Source organism: Sorangium sp. So ce176 (genome assembly GCF_051519835.1).
In the GTDB taxonomy this organism is placed as follows: domain Bacteria; phylum Myxococcota_A; class Polyangia; order Polyangiales; family Polyangiaceae; genus Sorangium; species Sorangium cellulosum_G.
The window spans coordinates 8,902,258-8,919,458 of the sequence record NZ_CP150371.1 but is presented as its reverse complement, the minus strand read 5'-3'; the positions used below and the strand labels follow the sequence as shown (position 1 = coordinate 8,919,458).

At 71.8% G+C, this 17,201-nt stretch carries 18 protein-coding genes; 10 read left to right on the top strand and 8 right to left on the bottom strand.

What is annotated here, in order from left to right:
- Positions 1–86: 86 nt before the first annotated feature.
- The gene (locus WMF42_RS33700; protein ID WP_437687017.1) at positions 87–932 is read right to left on the bottom strand and encodes a Uma2 family endonuclease; all 846 of its coding nucleotides are present in this window, start codon (positions 930–932) and stop codon (positions 87–89) included.
- Positions 933–1,175: 243 nt separating this feature from the next.
- Positions 1,176–2,165, bottom strand: coding sequence for a phosphotransferase family protein (locus WMF42_RS33695; protein WP_437687015.1), 990 nt, complete (start codon positions 2,163–2,165; stop codon positions 1,176–1,178).
- Positions 2,166–2,424: 259 nt separating this feature from the next.
- On the opposite strand from WMF42_RS33695, the gene WMF42_RS33690 reads away from it, so the two are divergent.
- The 4 genes from WMF42_RS33690 to WMF42_RS33675 are packed head-to-tail and all read left to right on the top strand — an operon-like array spanning position 2,425 to position 4,172.
- On the top strand, positions 2,425–2,748 hold the full coding sequence (locus WMF42_RS33690) for a carboxymuconolactone decarboxylase family protein (RefSeq protein WP_061606538.1): 324 nt from the start codon (positions 2,425–2,427) through the stop codon (positions 2,746–2,748).
- A 10-nt stretch (positions 2,749–2,758) separates the two neighbouring features.
- On the top strand, positions 2,759–3,202 hold the full coding sequence (locus tag WMF42_RS33685) for a hypothetical protein (RefSeq protein ID WP_061606537.1): 444 nt from the start codon (positions 2,759–2,761) through the stop codon (positions 3,200–3,202).
- Between the two features lie 30 nt (positions 3,203–3,232).
- Complete coding sequence (locus WMF42_RS33680) at positions 3,233–3,625, top strand: ABC-2 family transporter protein (protein ID WP_061606536.1); 393 nt, start codon at positions 3,233–3,235, stop codon at positions 3,623–3,625.
- Positions 3,626–3,668: 43 nt separating this feature from the next.
- Positions 3,669–4,172: a hypothetical protein gene (locus WMF42_RS33675; RefSeq protein ID WP_437687012.1), complete on the top strand. Its 504-nt coding sequence runs from the start codon at positions 3,669–3,671 to the stop codon at positions 4,170–4,172.
- Between the two features lie 68 nt (positions 4,173–4,240).
- Here WMF42_RS33675 and WMF42_RS33670 read toward each other — a convergent pair whose 3' ends face one another.
- Positions 4,241–5,749, bottom strand: a complete 1,509-nt coding sequence (locus WMF42_RS33670; protein ID WP_081426231.1) for a serine/threonine-protein kinase — start codon at positions 5,747–5,749, stop codon at positions 4,241–4,243.
- A 1,241-nt stretch (positions 5,750–6,990) separates the two neighbouring features.
- On the opposite strand from WMF42_RS33670, the gene WMF42_RS33665 reads away from it, so the two are divergent.
- From WMF42_RS33665 to WMF42_RS33650, 4 genes are all read left to right on the top strand, one after another.
- Positions 6,991–7,806: a formylglycine-generating enzyme family protein gene (locus tag WMF42_RS33665; RefSeq protein WP_437687010.1), complete on the top strand. Its 816-nt coding sequence runs from the start codon at positions 6,991–6,993 to the stop codon at positions 7,804–7,806.
- A 229-nt stretch (positions 7,807–8,035) separates the two neighbouring features.
- Positions 8,036–8,200 carry a hypothetical protein gene (locus tag WMF42_RS33660; RefSeq protein WP_437687008.1) on the top strand — a complete coding sequence of 55 codons (165 nt, stop codon included), beginning with the start codon at positions 8,036–8,038 and terminating at the stop codon, positions 8,198–8,200.
- Between the two features lie 350 nt (positions 8,201–8,550).
- Positions 8,551–9,486, top strand: a complete 936-nt coding sequence (locus WMF42_RS33655; protein WP_437687006.1) for a hypothetical protein — start codon at positions 8,551–8,553, stop codon at positions 9,484–9,486.
- A gap of 157 nt (positions 9,487–9,643) precedes the next feature.
- The gene (locus tag WMF42_RS33650) at positions 9,644–11,209 is read left to right on the top strand and encodes a hypothetical protein (protein ID WP_437687004.1); all 1,566 of its coding nucleotides are present in this window, start codon (positions 9,644–9,646) and stop codon (positions 11,207–11,209) included.
- A 37-nt stretch (positions 11,210–11,246) separates the two neighbouring features.
- On the opposite strand, the gene WMF42_RS33645 is transcribed toward WMF42_RS33650, so the two are convergent.
- Together WMF42_RS33645 and WMF42_RS33640 are read right to left on the bottom strand one after the other, a co-directional pair.
- The gene (locus tag WMF42_RS33645; protein ID WP_437687002.1) at positions 11,247–11,597 is read right to left on the bottom strand and encodes a 4Fe-4S binding protein; all 351 of its coding nucleotides are present in this window, start codon (positions 11,595–11,597) and stop codon (positions 11,247–11,249) included.
- 34 nt (positions 11,598–11,631) lie between these two features.
- Positions 11,632–12,222, bottom strand: a complete 591-nt coding sequence (locus WMF42_RS33640) for a hypothetical protein (protein ID WP_061607567.1) — start codon at positions 12,220–12,222, stop codon at positions 11,632–11,634.
- 544 nt (positions 12,223–12,766) lie between these two features.
- On the opposite strand from WMF42_RS33640, the gene WMF42_RS33635 reads away from it, so the two are divergent.
- Positions 12,767–13,471, top strand: coding sequence for a hypothetical protein (locus tag WMF42_RS33635; protein ID WP_061607568.1), 705 nt, complete (start codon positions 12,767–12,769; stop codon positions 13,469–13,471).
- An 11-nt stretch (positions 13,472–13,482) separates the two neighbouring features.
- Here the strand turns inward: WMF42_RS33635 and WMF42_RS33630 are convergent, their stop codons facing one another.
- Positions 13,483–13,908 (bottom strand): hypothetical protein, encoded by a 426-nt coding sequence (locus tag WMF42_RS33630; protein WP_061607569.1) that lies wholly within the window; start codon positions 13,906–13,908, stop codon positions 13,483–13,485.
- 228 nt (positions 13,909–14,136) lie between these two features.
- On the bottom strand, positions 14,137–14,745 hold the full coding sequence (locus WMF42_RS33625; protein ID WP_437686999.1) for a Mut7-C RNAse domain-containing protein: 609 nt from the start codon (positions 14,743–14,745) through the stop codon (positions 14,137–14,139).
- 132 nt (positions 14,746–14,877) lie between these two features.
- Between WMF42_RS33625 and WMF42_RS33620 the strand changes: the two genes are divergently transcribed.
- Positions 14,878–15,825, top strand: a complete 948-nt coding sequence (locus WMF42_RS33620) for a matrixin family metalloprotease (RefSeq protein ID WP_437686997.1) — start codon at positions 14,878–14,880, stop codon at positions 15,823–15,825.
- A gap of 39 nt (positions 15,826–15,864) precedes the next feature.
- Here WMF42_RS33620 and WMF42_RS33615 read toward each other — a convergent pair whose 3' ends face one another.
- Complete coding sequence (locus WMF42_RS33615) at positions 15,865–17,196, bottom strand: PAS domain-containing protein (RefSeq protein WP_437686995.1); 1,332 nt, start codon at positions 17,194–17,196, stop codon at positions 15,865–15,867.
- Positions 17,197–17,201: the final 5 nt, after the last annotated feature.

Below are 17,201 nucleotides of genomic sequence, written 5' to 3'. Positions count from 1 at the left end.
GGCCAGACGTCTGGCTGTGCGTGGCCAGACGTCTGGCCGTCCGCTTCCGTGGGCGGACATCACCCCGCGGACGCGCGCTTACAGGGTCAGGGCCAGCGTCGTTCGCGCTTGAGCTGCTCGCGCAGGGCGGAGAGCTCCTGTCCCGCCATGGCCTCGAGGGCCGCTTCGCGCTCGGATGACAGGGCGATGCCGAGCACCTCGCACAGGTCCCGCACCGCGGTTCGCAGTCCCTGGATGTGCCCCTCGTTCCTGCCTTCGTTCCTGCCCTCGTTCCTGCCCTCCTCCCGGACCGCCTCGATGTCGTCATAGCCCCTGCGCTGGAGGAGGTTGCGCAGGGTCGCCTCGTGGGCGGCCTCGCGGTCATAGAGGGCCTCGACAAGCACCGGGTTCTTCAGCACCCCCGGCGCGAGCAGCGCCTCGCCCGGCACGGCCACACGCGCCGGCTGGCGCCGGGTTTTTGGGGTGCCGGCGCGCGCCCGCGCCCTGCGCGCCGGCGCCTTCTGCCTGGTCGAGGTGGAGGCCTCGTAGACCTCGACGCGCCGTTCGCCCTGCAGGCGCACCACCCAGATCCAGCGCGTGCCGGCCGCCAGGAGCTCGTCGATCTTGCTGTGCAGCTCCGCCTCGTCCTGGCCGGTGTCGGCGTACTCGACGGCGAGCGGCGGCGCCTCGGTGGCCCAGCCGGGCTCGTCCGGGATGGGGCCGACGGCGATGTCGGGCGCGCGCAGCATCTCCGGCCGCGGCGAGACGCCGAGGTCGATCGCGGCGGCCTCGGCGAGCGGATCGGTGTCGAGCACGCCGAAGCCGGTGCCGTTACGCCGGCCGCCGCGGCGGCCGCTTGGCAAGCACTCGACCAGGCGACCCTCCGACAGCTCGTAGGGATCTCCCGGGCGAAGCTGGTCGGCGGTCACTGGGTCTCGGGGAGGCGCGGTCATCGAATATCTCATGTAGATATATTCCGGGCATGGCCCGGCGTCCATCAGGAGACGTGTGAGCGCTGGCGTGGCCAGACGTCTGGCTGTGCGTGGCCAGACGTCTGGCCGTCCGCTTCCGTGGATGGACATCTCCCAGCGGACGCGCGCTTACAGGGTCAGGGCCAGCGTCGTTCGCAGTTCGTGAGCTTCAGCGACGTCTCCAGGCTGAAGTCCGACTCCGTCGCGCGCCGCTCGGCGTGGAAATCAGGCCGAGAACGGCCAGATCCTCTGTTCCAGCTCGGTGAGGGACGAGACCTGGGACTCCCAGCCATCCATCCTGAGCTGGAACCGGAGGTTGCTGTACCGGTGCAGGAGCGAGAGCGCCATCAGCTTGCGGCTCAGCGCCGGGGTGAGGTCGGTGGTCGGGTATCCGTAGGAGCACAGAAAGGCGCGCTGGAGGTCCGCGCTGCCCGCGGCGAGGAAGAGGCACGGGCCGAGCAGGTCGTACTCGCGCGGCCCGAGGCACGCGTCCGCGAAGTCGATGATGCCGGTGACGCTCCACCTCTCGCCCGTCCGGGTCGCGAGGAGGTTCTCCGGCGTGTACTCCCCGGTCAGGAGCACCGGGACCACGGACCGCGGCAGGAGAGGGCGGGCCGACTCCAGGTACGATGGGAGCTGGGAGACCAGGTGTCCGGGCAAGCCCATCCGTCGGTGGCGGCCCTCGCAGCCGGCGATCTGGCGCTCCACGAACGCGTCCCAGCCGAGGTCGATGCTCTCCAGCCCCTCGGTGGGCAGCGCGTGGGCGGCCCTCATGATCTCGCCGATCCGCGCCAGCGCCTCGACCCGCTCCGCGTCGCCCAGCGCGGGCCAGACCTCTTCCAGGGGGCGCCCGGGAAGGCGCGACATCACGAGATAGGGCCACCCGTCGAGCTCCGCTTCCTGGAGGAGCTCCGGCGTCGTCGCGGGGACCTCGCCATGGAACCGCGCGAGCGAGAGGCGCTCGGCCTCGAACTGGTGCCGCAGGAAGGGCGGAAACAGCTTGATGATCTGCCCCGCGTCGTTCGAGACAACCACGTTCGTCCCGTGCGCGAACGCGGAGAGCCCGCTCGTCGCCAGCCCGTGGCGCTGGCACACCGCGAGGACCGCCGGGCGAAAGGCCTCCAGGTCGGCGCGGATCCGGTCGAATCCGGCGGGGCCGTCGAACGACGGGAACAGAGAGCGGTCGTCGGGGGGCGCGCCAGGATCGGACGGCATGGGGCGGCGGAGACCGTAACGCGCGCGCGCCGGGGCCGCCATCGCGACGTCGACCCGCGCGGCGCTGGCGATCAGGGAGGAAGCCGCAGGCCCTCGGCGCCAGCGACGCGAGCGACTCGCCTTCAAGGGGGCGCTCTCGACCGGCGACGGCCGCGGAAGAGGGGAGATCTGGTGGCCGGACCCGAGGCGTCGGATACTCCTTCGCGGGAGACATCGTCCCCCGACACCACCCCCCTTCTCCCGAGAGGAGCGTTCCACCATGCAGATGCCGGATCCCCCGGAAACCCACAAGGAGTTCATCAGCCGCTTCCCCAAGCTCGGCGAGGCCTGGGCGCTCCTCGGCGAGGCCGGCGCGGAGGGGCCGCTCCCCGAGAAGACGGTGCGCCTGCTGAAGCTCGCGTTCGCGTGCGGCGCGATGCGCGAGGGGGCCGTGCATGCGGGCGTGCGCAAGGCCCTGGCCATGGGGATATCGGCCGAGGAGATCGAGCAGGTCGTCGCGATCTCGGCGGCGACGCTCGGCCTGCCCGGCGCGGTCGCCGTCTACTCCTGGGTGCGCGACGTCCTCGAGGAGTCCGGCGGGTGAGGCGCGGCTCGTGAGGCGCGCCGCGAACCGCGGCCGGACGCGCGCCGTCGTGGCGGCGCTCGGGGTCGGCGCGCTGCTGAGCTGCCTGGGCCCGACGGCGGGACAGGTCGATCTGCCGGGGCTCGATGTCCCCGTCGAGAAGGCGATCTCCTTCCCGGCCGGAAAGGAGCTCGAGTTCCCCGTGCACGCCGACAGCTACGAGCACAGCGGCGGTAACCACGTGCGGATCGAGGTGACGCTGCTCCGCGGAGGCGCGCCGGTCGGCGCGATGGCGTGCGACGGCTTCGAGCTCGAAGGCGGCGCCGGCTGCGGATCGAGCGCGACCCACATGAACAGCGGCTGCTCGATGACGGTCCCCGCCGGCGGGAGCGACGCGATCCGGGTCGTGGCGAGGCTCGCGAACAGGAGCAACTCGGCCAGCTTCGAGGGGCTCAGCGTCTATATCCGGGACTGAACGGGGCTGGCCGCTCGACCCGGGTCCTGTATGCTCCCGCGCCGCCCGCGGGGCGCTCGCTTCGGCGCGGTCCGGGGGTGGCGCTTCGCCGAGGTCGCGCTCCTGTTCGGCCTCGTCAACGTCTCGTTCGCGCTCGCGGAGTCGTTCGGCCGCGGATTCGACACCTTCTCCGCCACGGTGAAGTCGGGCGATTTCGACCGGCTCCTGCTGCGCCCGCGCTCGACGGCGTTCCAGGTGGCGACGCGGGAGTTCCAGTTCCTGACATCAGCTCACGAGCACCTCTCCGCTGCGAGCAAAGAGGGCGTGAAGCCGCGAGCGCCTCTGCCCCCTCTCCGGTGCGCTGCAGCGGTCCTCGCGCGGGAACGCAGACTGGCATGTTTGATGCTGGGTCGCGGAGCTTCGCAGGGAGGCACACGATCATGAGCAGGGAATTGCGCGGGCGCATCCTGTGGATCCTGGAGCCGGCGTGTTTGCCGGCCTGCCGTTGTCGGTCGGCTGCCAGATGGAAATCCGCGACGGCGGCGCGGGCGGCGCGGGCGAGACGCTCGCCGCCATGCAGGCCGCCGAGCAACGCGGCCGCGCGCGCGACCCCGAGGTCTGCCGCGTCCTCGACCGGATCGCCGCCGACGAGGCCGCCCACGCCGAGCTCGCCTGGGCCTTCGTGCGCTGGGCCATCGCGCGCGGCGGCGAGCGCCTCGTCGAACGCGCGGCCGTCGCCCGCGCGTTCGACGAGGCGCTCGCCCCGCTGCGCGCCGCGCGAGAGCCGGAGCGCGACGGGGGCGACGCCGCCGCGTGGCACGACAACGGCCGGCTCACCGACGCAGAGCGGGCGCGCTGCCACCTCGACGCCGTGCGCGAGGTCATCGGGCCGTGTGTAAACGCTCTCCTGTCCGCGCCGCCCGCCCCGCTCCGCGCTCCCTCGGGCAGCGCCGAGGTCGCCCCCTCGGCCAGCGCAGGCGTCATCGCGTGATGAGCTGGGTCGGGCGGGAGCGGCCACGCGCGGTCCGGCACCGCAGCGCTGTCCTGGAGGACGCGTTATCAGAAGGGCACTTCCGGGATCGGGACGCGGTCGGGCTCGGGGGCTGTCGGTTGCGGAGCCGGCGGATTCATGGCCGGATCGGAGGCCGCTGCCTGCGGCGTCCTCGGCCTGGCGATCGGCGACGGTCGTGATGCCGTTGCGGAGGGGGATGAGCGCACCCTCGCATCCCGGGGAGCGGACGCCGCCGATCTCGCCGCCGATGCAGCCGGCTCACCGGACGTCGCGCTCGGCAGCGGCTCAGGCGGGGACGCGTCGCCGGGCGTCACGCTCGGCCGAGGCTCAGGCCACGCCAGTGGCTCCGCCGGCCGTGGAGCAGCGGTCTGCTCCGCGACGGAGGTGGCCGCGGGGGCGACCTCCGCGCCTGTCGCGCCCCGGCCTGTCGCGCTGCCCTGGCTCACGGCGGCGGTGACGCCGGCGCCGAGGAGCGCCGTGATCGTGACGCCGAGCGCCAGCCTCGCGCGCGAAGGCCTCGGATGCGCGGCCTCCCGCGCCGTCGAGGTGGCGCCGGTCAGGGTGCCTGGCCTCATCGAGCGGGGCGCGGCCGCCGGCGTGACGAGCTCCAGATCGTCGAGCGATATCGTCATGCCAGGGCTCGGCTGAGAGGAGCTCGGCGCGCCGGAGCCTGCCTGATGCAGATCCGGGATCGACGGCGACGTCATGCCCGCGAGCCGGCGGAGCTCGCCCATCATCTCTCCTATCGACTGGAACCTCTGCGCCCTGTCGCGGGCCAGCGCCCGCGCGAAGAACGCGTCGATCGTCGGCGGCAGATCGGGCGCGAGCCGGGACGCGCTCGGCAGAGGCGCGACAAGGATGTTGGCGATCACCGCGCCGAGCTGGTCGCCCTTGAAGGGGAGCTCGCCGGTGACGGCGTAGAACAGGATGACAGCGAGCGACCAGAGATCGCTGCGCTGGTCCACGTCCTTCTCGCCCCGGACCTGCTCGGGGCTCATGTAATGGGGCGAGCCGAGCAGCTCGCCTGTGCGCGTCACCTCGTCCGTGAGCCGAGCGCCGGTCTCCTTGACGATGCCGAAATCGAGGACCTTGACGATCTCCTCCTGCTCGTCTTCCCCGCGCACGAGGAAGAGGTTGGCGGGCTTGAGGTCGCGGTGGACGAGGTCGGCGTCGTGCGCGCGGCGGATCGCCTTGCCGGCCTGCGCGAGGATCCGCGTGGCGTCCGCGAGCGAGAGCCGGCCGACGCGCTCGAGCCGCGTGCCGAGATCCTCGCCCTGGAGCAGCTCCATCACGAGGTACGGGGTGTCGTCGTCAATGCCATAGTCCTGGACGTAGACGACATGCGGACTCTGAAGGTTCGCGGCGATCCTCGCCTCGCGCTCGAAGCGGGCCAGGAACGCGGCCGACGTCGCAAACGTCGGCGCCATGAACTTGACCGCGACGGGAGAGCCGAGGTTGATATGCCGCGCCAGCCACACCGAGCCCATCCCGCCGCACGAGAGCGGACGCTCGAGACGGTACTTCCCACCTACGACGGAATCCGGGGCGTAATGCATGCGATGGCTTCCTTCTGGATGCCAAGGGAGATGGGATGAGCGTACAGGATAGGAAAGGGTCCGGCCATGAGGAGGCGGGAGATGGCGAGAGATTGTCCTTGTGTGCGCGACGTTCCGGGCACCTTTGCGCTTCACACAGCGACGCGGCGACTGGCACGTTGGACGATCGCCGCGAGCCAGGGGCGGGAGCGGTGCTCCGACCCTGAACCGGGCAGTCGGGGGGAACCCGGCCGACTCAGGCGCTGCTCCCCGTCGCGATCGCTGGGCCACCTGCGTCCACGCCGTCCGAGGCGGCCGGTCGTCCCGGTGAGGCCTTCGGCGAGACGTCGCTGGGCGATCGGACGATCACCGAGCGGGGCGCGTTCCTCGTGCGCCTCGATCGCGACGGCGACCTCCGCTGGTCGGCGCCCATCGTCACGGAGGAGCGATCCGCGGCCAACGCGGTGACCGTCGACGGGTCGGGCAACGTGCTCTTCGCGGGGGAGCTCAACGGCGAGGTCACGATCGGGAGCACGACGCTGACGGCCCCGCTGGCCGATCTCGACGCGCTCGTTGCCGGATCCGCTCCCCGGCGGCGGGTGAGCTCACGGCGCCGACGTGGGCTATATGCGCGAGCTCTGCGAGCAGTGGCGCTCGCTACGACTGGCGCAGCCGCCCGCCGGGGAGCTGAACGAGGCGTCGAGGCAGATCTCCGCAATTCGGGCTGCCAGTGGCACCGGAGGGGTGAGCAGGCGGCCGAACGTCGCGCCCGCCGCTCGCTCGCGCGGGCTTTGCTCGCTGAGCCCGCCCGGGCTCCAGCCGAGGGGTGAGATGCGCGCCACCTCGTGTACAATCGGATCATGAAACGTGGCCTTCGTTCTGCGTTGCTTGCCGTGTTGCCGGCGCTGACGGGCGCGTCGTGCGGGGCGCTGCTCGGCCTCGATGACTTCACCGACGCTCAAGCGCCGGGCGGCGGGGGTAGCGGAGGGATTGACGCCTCCTCGGATGGAGCCGGGACTGCCACGTCGGGCGGCGCAGATGGATCGGGGGGTGCATCGGCGGGCGGGGGCTCAGGCGGCGCTCCCGGCGGTGTGTGCGCTCCGAACAGCGACACGCGGTGCTCGGGGAACGCGCCGCAGCGGTGCGACGACAGCGGAGCGTGGCAAGACGAGGCGCCGTGCCCCGCCAGGGCGCCGGTGTGCCGCGGAGGGACCTGCGTGACACCTCCGAGCTGCGCCGGCCTGGCACCGACGTGCGGGCCGATGAGAAACGAGAGCTGCTGCGCGACGATGGCGGTATCGGGCGGGAGCTTCAACCGGAGCAATGTCAGCGAACATCCGGCCACGGTGAGCGACTTCCTGCTGGACCGGTTCGAGGTGACCGTGGGGCGATTCCGCGCGTTCGTCGACGCGTACCCGGGGAGCTTCCCCGAGCCGGGAGCCGGGAAACACCCGAAGATCGAGGGGAGCGGGTGGGATTCGGGGTGGAACGGGTATATGGCTTCGAGCGCGGCGTTGCTCAAGGACGCGGTGAACTGCGACTCGATGTTCCGGACGTGGACGGATACGGCGGGCGACAACGAGAGTCTGCCAATGAACTGCCTGAGCTGGTATGCTGCGTTCGCGTTCTGCGCCTGGGATGGGGGCCGCTTGCCAACGGAGGCGGAGTGGAACTACGCGGCGGCGGGCGGAGACCAGCAGCGGCCGTACCCGTGGTCGACGTCGCCTACGGATGAGACGATCGACAAGAGCTTTGCGGGGTATGGCTGCACCTTCACGGATACTCCAGAGAAGTGTACGTTCACGGACATATTGCCTGTCGGATCACGGATGACAGGGGATGGAAGATGGAGGCAGGCCAACCTGGCCGGGAACGTGCGAGAATGGGCCCTGGATACGAAGCGGGACTATTCCGAAGATTGCACGGACTGCGCTAACTTGGAGGGGGGAGCCGAACGGGTATTGCGGGGCGGCTCCTTCTCGGATGACGCGCAATACCTGCTTTCATCCACCCGCGACAGCTACGACGCGACGACCCGCCGCCCCTACGTCGGGGTCCGCTGCGCGAAAAACCCGTAGTTGCGAGGCGAGTCCACCGAGCGGAACCGTTCTGCTGCGAGCTGGAACGGCGGCCGCGGGCTGCGCCGTCGGCCATCAGCAGCAACGCCTCGCCACGCCGTACGATGCGTTTCCGTCTTGTCTGGACGCAGGGCGCCTCCACCACCGCGATTTTCGCAGCGACGACGGGAAGATCCTCTTCGACTTCGAGGACCTGGACGCGCACTGGAGAGGCGAGCGGCACACAGCGGTGGTGGACCGGACCGAGATCCCGATGCAGCACCCGCGCTTCGACGTGCGGGTGTCCGGTAACTCGGCGTACGAGCACACCCACACGACGCAGGACAGCTGCGAGGACAAGGCCCGCGCCTTCTGGCGCATGATGGCCGCCCTCGAGGGGGGCGGCGCGCGGTAGCCGCGGGGCGCGGGCGGGCAGAGGCGCCGCCCGCGCGCGGGCCCTCTCGTCGTCAGCCCGCTCGCCCCGGGGCGCCAGGCGGGCTGAGGAGGCGCGCCGCCGGCGGCCGCGACAGGTCACGCGGGATCGCGAGACGTCTCATCGTCAACGTCGCCCCGTTGTCGACAGCCGACAGCTATCTTTCCTGTCGGTTAAGTCCCTGTTTCGAGCGATCGAATGCGCGGGGCCGCGCCGCTGTCGCCTTGCGGGTCGCCTCCGGCCCATGCTAATCGCTCGTCGCACAGGCACGCACGCGAGGCCCCGCGCCGCTCGCGCAGGGGCGTCGCCCGGCAGCCGATCGGAGGCGGGCCATGGACAGCGCGATACCGCTCGGGAAGAAGCAGATCATCGACGGCCAGCTACGCGTCTATTACTATGGCTACTGGATCAAGGCGTACGAGGCGCCGGCCGACACGCTGCTCGCGAAGAAGCGCCTCATCGAGGCGCTGACGCGGCGCCTGTTCAACCACGTCGAGCACGGCATCAACGTGCCCGGCAAGCGGCTGGACGAGGCGCGGCGCGCCTTCGAGTCGGAGACCGACCCGCAGCGCAAGCGCGTCAAGGGCGCCATGCTCGCCGGCGCGATCTTCAATCGCGCGGCGGACATCTTCACGAAGCTCGTCGAGATCCAGGCGCTCGGCGTCACCATCGAGCCCGACAACGCCCTCATGCGCGAGTGCGGCGAGCACCTCCTCGAGGCGCTGACGCTCGGGAAGATGGTGCTCCACCGCAGCGGGGAGGAGGGGCTCGACGAGCTCTGGGGAGAGCCGTTCAAGGCCTTCTCCTTCCCGATCGAGGCGTTCTACAACAGCCGCTATGTCAAGATCGCCCAGAGCATGAGGGCGATCGACGGCGTTCGCGACGAGATGATCGCCACCTTCGCGGGACCACCGATGTTCGCCGGGGTGGACCGCCTGGCCCGCGAGTTCGCCCACGCGGCCAAGGTGAAGTGCGAGACGCTGCGGACCGACGCCGAGATCTTCGAGGTCTGGACGTCCTTCGTCGTGTCGGCGGAGAAGCTCGCCGCCTTCCAGCCGCTGCTCGGCCCGGACGCCTCGCCCGCCGAGCGGGAGCAGGCGGCGCGGGGCGTCGAGCTGATCGTCCGCGGCAAGAACGTGATCTCGTACATCACCCGCGCGCGCGTGCCGATGCCCAAGACGACGAGCGAGCTCATGGAACGGTACGCGCGCTACCGCGCCGCGTACGGCGCCGCGCCCGCGTCCGGCGCCGCGCGCAGCGTCGCCTGAGCCGCCGTGCGCCCGTTGCCGGGCGGCGTCGAACCTTGATACGATCGGTGCGATCGATTTCATGATGGCGCTGGAAGTGCGTCCTTACCGGGCCGCCGCGCCGGGTCGTCGCGTGGGAGTTCCGATGGGGTGCTTTCGTGAGGGGACGTATCTTCTCTTGTGTGCAGCCGCCCTGGCGGGGAGCGTCGTCGCGGGCGGCTGCGGCTCCATCGTTGTGAGCGGCGGTGACGGCGGTGCGGCGTCAGCGACCGCGTCGGGCGGCGGTGGTGGCGGCGGCGCCGTGTCGGCGAGCACGTCGAGCGCTGGTGGGGAGGGCGGCGCGGGCGGGAGCGGTGGCGCGGGCGGCGCCGGGGGGAGCGGTGGCGCGGGCGGCGCGGGCGCGGGCGGCGCGGGCGCGGGCGGCGCCGGGGGGAGCGGCGGCGCGGGCGGCGAGGGGGCCGCCGTGCCGATGAACCCTTGCGGGAGCGCGTGCGGCGACGAGGAGCTGTGCGACGAGAGCCACCTCGGCGTGGACGACGACTGCGACGGCGAGGTCGATGAGACGTGCGGGTGCACCGCGGGTCAGGCGCACGCCTGCTTCCGCGGGGATCCGTCGTACCTGGCCTACGCGGGCTGCTTCCCTGGCACCGAGATCTGCGATGACGCCGGCACGTGGGGCCCCTGCGTCGGTGGCCTGCACGCGGCCGACATGTGCTTCCTCGACGACGCCAGTGGCTGCCACGCGATGCAAGCGGCTCCGTTCGCCGACGTCGACCTCAAGGAGGGCACGGGCTCGTTCAGCGAGGATGCGGGCGCCGAGCGGTGGACGGTGGCATGCCCCGAGGGCGTGGACCCGTGCCCCGAGGTCGGCGGGGCCGAGCCGGCGGACGACTTCAAGCCGCTGCAATCCGGGGAGTACACGGTCACCTACACGAAGCGCGGCCTCATGGACGGGGGCACGAGGAGCTGCACATACCCGCTCTTCGTCGGCGCGCGAGGCCTCCGCGTCGAGCTCGAGTGGGAGCACCTCCCCCGCAGCGTCGATCTCGACCTGCACCTCCACAGGCCGAACAGCACGCGGCCGTGGCGAATCCACGGCTCGCCGGAGGACTGCGGATACAGCAACTGCACCATCGACGCTCTCTCGTCCTCCTCGGACATCCGCTGGTTCAGCGACACGGCGACGCCGCCCGAGCCGGTGAACTGGTACCTCGACCCCGAGGAGACCAACAACACCTGCTATCACGCCCCGCGGGGCCGGGGCAATGCGTGGCGGAATCTCGGCCGCGGATGCCACAGCCCGCGGCTCGACCTCGACAACGTCGTCTGCGACCCCGCCGTCACCGACCCCAACGACACAGACTTCTGCGCGCCGGAGAACATCAACATCGACTTCCCGCCGAGGGGCCAGTGGATGCGGATCGGCGTGCATTACTACGGCGCGGACAGCGTGACATCCGACGTTCACCCGCGGATCAAGGTCTTCTGCGACGGCGCGCTCGCGGCCGAGCTCGGGCCCAGGGGCTTCTATCAGCCCGAGCAGCCCGTCACCTTCGCTCCCGCCGACGCCAGAACCAGGTTCTGGCTCGTCGCCGACGTGCTCTTTCCGGAGCCCGACGCGTGCGGCGAGCGTACCTGCATCGTCCAGCCGATCTACGCCGATGAGGCCTCGCGGTCGCCGCTCCTCACCACCCAGCGCGCGGTCGAGACCACCTTCACCCCGGAGTATCCGCCGGCGCCGTGAGGGCCCGCGGGGGCGCGCGCCCGCGGGCCGGCCGCGCTCACCCGGGCTGCGGCGCCGCCACGAGCTCTATCGCCTCTTCCGGGCAGGCGACGACGCAGAGGCCGCACGCCTGGCACAGCGCCGCGTTCGGCGTCATCGCCGTCTTCCGGCCGTGGACGAGCGACTTGAGCTTGCCGCGCAGCGAGAGGGCATTGAAATCGGCTTGCGCGATGCGGGCGACCTCGAAGACCCGATAGGGACAGACCTCGACGCAATCGCCCTTCGCCTCGCACCGGTTCCGGTCCACCACGGGCCGGAAGGCGCCGGGCTCGGCGCGACACTGCTCTCCCGGCCTGTCCGGGCGCGCGGCCGCGCGCCGCGCCTTCTCCTTGTTCAACGAATCCGCCATGTGTGTGCCTCCCGCCGCCGCTCGCGCGGAGCGCTCAGAAACAGGTCGATCGCGCCTCGAAGCGCGCCGCGTGGTTCGCGCCGAGGTTGCTGTCCCACGCGCCGTGGGACTCGGCGGCCACCTCGATGTCCCAGGCGTTCATGCGGCCGTACTGATCGTAGGCCCAGAGGAAGAGAGCCTCCTCGGTCGCGGTCGGCTCGTTGCAGACCCATGTGCCGCTCGAGGCGGGCGGGAGCGGCGCGCCGCCGCAGATGCGCTGTCCCGAGGCGTCGGGGGGCGGCGAGCACCACGCGCAGTCGCGGGGCGCGTTGCTCACGAGGACGTAGGCGTCGCCGTGCGCGCCCGCGCTCGCGGGGAGGAACGCGTCGCTGCCGTTCAGCCGGACATAGAGGTTGATCTCGTGGTCCGGGTAGAGGTCGCGCAGGTAACCGCGGTAGGCGATGGTCAGCTTCGCGGCGTCGGTCCGGACCGGATCCTGGATGAGCTCGAACGGGCCGGTGTGCACCGTGGTGGTGGGCCCGCAGTAATCGTAGCTCGGCGGGTAGTTCGAGGCGGCCCCGTCGCGGGTCACGGCGGAGAGCGCGAGCGAGACCGGGAGAGCAGCGGCGAGCGTCTTGCGGAACATGCGTGACCTCCAGGGACGTATCGGCGCCGGGGCCGCGCGCAGCGCGGGCGCGCGGCGGCCCGGACATGGGGGCTACCAGCTCCACCCACGCCGGTCAACGCAACGCGGGCGGCTGGCCGCCCTCGCCACCGAGCTCGTCGGCGGCTGGTACCGCGTACGTTGAGGACGAACTTGCCGAGGGCTGAGGGCTCCTCAACCTGGGTAGGGCTCCTCAACCTGGGTCGGGTCGCGGGGGCTCCTCAACCTGGGAGGGCTGAGGGCTCCTCAACCTGGGTCGGGTCGCGGGGGCTCCTCAACCTGGGCGAGGGCTCCTCAACCTGGGTCGGGTCGCGGGGCTACGTCCTCAACCTGGGTCGGGTCGCGGAGCTCAACCTGGGTCGGGTCGCGGAGCTCAACCTGGGTCGGGTCGCGGGGTCGGGTCGCGGGGCTCCGGTGCCGCTCCTCTGCGGCGGCCGCTCATGGCATGGTCCGCCCAATGAACCGTGAACTCCTTCGCTCATCGGTCCTCGGGGTCCTCCTTGCGGCCTGCAGCAGCCCCCCCGCCATGACGCCGACCGGGAGCGGCGGGGCCGGCGGCGAGGACGGCGCCAGCGCGACCGGCGGCGGTGGAGACGGGGGCGGAGCGCTGGTCTCGTGCGGAGGGAGCCTGGGCGACACCTGTACCGAGACGGAGCACTGCGAACTCCGCGAGCCCGGCGCGGAGGTGTGCGACGAGCGCGCGATCGGCGTGTGCGTCGCGCGGCCGAGGGTCGAGGAGTGCCCCGAGGATTGCCCGGGCGTCTGCGGGTGCGACCAGCGCGTCCATTGCAACGAGTGCCTGGCGCGCGCGGCCGGGGTGAGGGCGTCGAAGGACACGTCGTGCTCGAGCGGAGAGTACGTCGTCGGCGTGAACGACCGAGTTTACGTGCACAGCGCCGATCTGGAGGCGAACCGGTGCCTGACGCTCTCCCTGGCCTGGCCGACCGAGAGCGATCCGCGGTTCACGGGCGTCGAGCTTCCGGAGCACTGGGCCCTCGTGGATGTGATGCTCACCGGGGAGATGCGCGATTGCACAGCGCCGCGCACGCCCGACGACGATGGGCTCCACGTCGTGACCGGCGCCACCGGCGCCTTGTCGTGGGAATCCGAGCCGAACACCGGTATCCCGTGTGTCATCGACATGGACGTCACCCTCGCGCTCGAGGGCGAGCCCGGGACGTACCACGTGAAGGCGACGGGCGTGGTCGTCGACAACACGTGCCTGTTGTGACGGCGCGCCGCCTAATCCGAGATGTCCTGGCTGATGATGACCACCGACGAGGGGACCTCGGAGTAGCTGTCCGCCTCGGCGCTGATGACCAGATCGAAGCTCGTCCTGGCGATGCTCGCGCCGAACAGCTCGCCCCTGTGCATCACGGGGTCGTAGTCGAGCGTGCCGACGCGCCGCCACTCGTCGTTCTCGGGCTTCGCCCAGGCCACGAACGCCATCCCTCCGAGCCGCTCGGGCGGCGGGAGGTGATCGACCTTCAGGTGGAGCTCCGTCGTTGACGTATTGCGGTCGATCTCGGCCACGATGAGCGCATTCGCGTTCGGCGCCATCTCCGTCCCCTGAGAGACGAAGCGCATCGAGCCGCTGCAACCGGCGAGCGCGGCCCCCGCGAGCAGGGAAGCGGCGAGCACGAACGGTATCGAGCGAACCTCTCTCATGAGAACTTTTCCTTGCTGCCTGTGGCGTGCTGGGGCGCTTGCCGAAGAGCGCTGCCGGCGGTGGTTCGTCGCCCCGCCCCTGTCGAAGCAGCCCCGCCCATGGGTCGATTTTTACCGCAGCTGAGTGACCCTTGCCAACCCCGCAGCAGGGGCGGGGCGACGAACCACCGCCGGGGCGCTGGCACGTTGCCTGCCATCCCGCGGCGCGCGGGGCGCCTGCTTACCGTTTCACGACGACGGCTCGCGGCCGTCCGGCGGCGGCTCGGAGGGCGCACCTGCGTCGGGCGTGGCCTCCGCACCCTCCGGCGTGGCCTCCGCGCCCGCCGCGCCGGCCGCCGCCGCGGCCACGCCGGCGACGATGCCCTCCCAGTGGCTGCCCTTCCACAGCACCTTGCCGCAGCGCTCGCAGCGCCAGAACTCGTCGTGGCGCTCGGCCACCCGCGGGGGCACCGCGCCCCGCACCGCGTCCTTCGGCGCGGCCGCGAGCGCGCCGCCGCACGCCATGCAGCGCGGGTCCCGCACGGGCAGCCCGAGCTCCCGCAGCACGAAGCCGGCCTGCTCCATCGGCCGGAGCCCGCGGGGCACGTAGAGCCCGCGCACGGCCGCGGTGCGCAGGGGGCGCCGCTCGAACACCCCGGCGTCGGAGCTCAGCAGCACGCGGCCCGTCCGCTGCGCGAGGCGTACGAGCTCGCCGTCGTCGATGCCGTGCTCGAACGTCGCGTCGTACCCGGCGCCGCGCAGCCAGCGCGACAGGCCGCCGAGCATCGCGTCGCACAGGAAGCTCGGCCCCGCCGCCTCGTCCGGCGCCCGGGCCGCCCCGCCGCCCGCCTCATCCACGAGCCCGCCCCATGCGCTCAGGATGGCGCCGGGCCACCTGGCGGCAAGGCGCCGGACGCGAAATCCCCACGCCTCGCTCGAGCGCTGGTACCGTCGTGGCGAATCGATCGCGGCGACGTGGTGGAGGAGTGGATGTCGACGAAAGGTGCGAGGTGCTCCTGTGCGGCCCTCGCGCTCGCCGTGCTGGCGAGCGCTCACGAGGCTTCGGCCTACTGCCGTTCGAACACCTGCAAGATACCGGAGCTGTGCCTCCAGGACGACCTGCCGCGGGGCGACTGCAGGCCGCTCCGCTGGACGGGCGACTGCATCGGATTCTCCGTCCAGGAGGACGCGTCGAGCGAGGTCTCCTACCAGGAGATCTCCGACGTCCTCGACGCCGCCTTCGCGGCGTGGCAGCAGGCGCCCTGCCCCGGGGGAGGCACACCGGGCATCCGCGTGCAGAACCTCGGCCCCGTGGCGTGCGGCGCGGTGGAGCTGAACGCGAGGGACGGCAAGACCAAGCTCGTCGACGGGCTCGTGCCGGGCAACGCCAACGTGGTCGTCTTCCGCGACCTCGATTGGCTCGCGGCCGCCGGGCACAACAGCGAGATGCTGGCGCTCACCACGGTGCAGTTCGACAAGAAGACCGGTGATCTCTGGGGGGCCGACATGGAGATCAACTCCAATCTCTACGACTTCTCCGTCGGGGACGACTCCGCTGCGCCGCGGGAAGACCTCCTCGCCGTCGTCACGCACGAGGCGGGGCATTTCCTGGGCCTCGATCACTCGATGATCGGTCCAGAGGCGACCATGCATTACCGGTACGACAGGTCGGACCCGATCAACTTCCGGACGCTGCACGAGGACGACATCACGGGGATTTGCCAGGTCTATCCCCCTCGGGATCTCTCGACGTCGACGTGCAACCCCATCCCGCCGCACGGGTTCGCCCCGGAGTGCGGGGAGGACCAGATGGTCGCCTGCGGGGTGTCGCCGCCCGCCGCGGGCGGCCCGGGCTGGGGCGCGCCGCTCGCGGCCGCCGCGATCGGCGCGGCCGCCTGGCGGCGCGCCGGCGCGCGCGGTCGGCGCGCGAGGCGCTGACCGGCGGGGCCTGGCCGGCGGGCGCCCCTGGGACGCCGGCTACGGCGCCGCGCCGCGGTGGCTGCGGCGGGAGAGCGCGTAGGCGACCCCCCGCTCCAGCGTCCCCAGGGTGACGATGCCGCCGAGGTTGGCCTCGAGCTGGACCAGCGACCGGGCCACGCTCGGCCGGACCCCGGTGATCACGATCTCGGCCCCGAGCAGCCGCACGCTCCGGGCAGCCCGGATCAGCGCGTCCGTCACCTCGGCCCCCGCCTCCGGCATGCCGGTGACGTCCAGGATCGCGATCCTCGCCTGCTGGCTCGAGATCCCGTCGAGGAGCGCCTCGATGACCAGATCGGCCCGCTCGCGGCTCATCTTGCCGACGAGCGGCACCACGAGGACGCCGGGAGCGATGGGCAGGAGCGGCGTGGAGATCGACCGGAGCGTGTCCTCGCGGACGCGGAACATCTGCTCCTGCAGCCGGAGGTTGTGCTCCTCGGCCCGCACGCGCTCGGTGATGTCCGCCGAGATGCCGCAGACGCCCGTCACCTTGCCGTCGTCGTCGCGGAGAGCGAACTTCGTGGTGATGAACACGTGCGTGCCGTCGAGCATCTCGACCCGGTCCTCGACGGCGATCGGCGCGCTGGAGTCCATGGCCTCGCGGTCCTGCGCGGCGAACCGAGCGGCGGTGTCCCCGGGCAGGAACTCGCTCGGCATCCGCCCCATGAGCTCGCTCCGGGGCTTGCCGGCCGCCGCCTCGACCAGGCGGTTCGCGACGGTGTAGCGGCCCTCGGCGTCCACCGCGTAGATGAGCAGGGGCGCGTTCTCGATGATGCTCTGCAGCAGCGCGGCGCTCCGGCGCTGCTGCGCCTCGGCCTCCCGGTGCGCCGAGACGTCGCGGACCACCGCCATGACGAACCTCACCCCGGTCTCGTCCCGGAGCGGCAGGTAGGTCACCTCGAGCCAGCACCAGCGGCCCAGGTCCTCGTGGACCTCGTGCTTGATCACATAGGGTATCGCCGGGAGCGTGACCGTCTCGCCGGCGACCGCGCGCAGGAACGGCTCCGCGAAGCCCTTCGATACAACCTCGGGGTCCTGCAGCATGTTGTACTTGCCGACCAGGTACTCCCGCGGGGTCTTGTACCAGGTGCAGCAGACCTCGTTCACCGCGGCCACCACCCCGTCGGTGCGGTAGACGAAGACGGGCATCGGCAGCAGCTCGAAGACCGCCTCGAAGGGGATGCGAGGCTCGCTCGCGGAGGGCTGCGCGGCCGGCGGCGGCGTGGCTTGCTGCGGCGCGGCCTCGCCGAGCCGGCGCTCCAGCTCCTCGATCCGGGCCCGCAGGCGCGCGTTCTCGGCCGACATCGCGTCATCATGCCCCTGGGTGCTCATGGTTC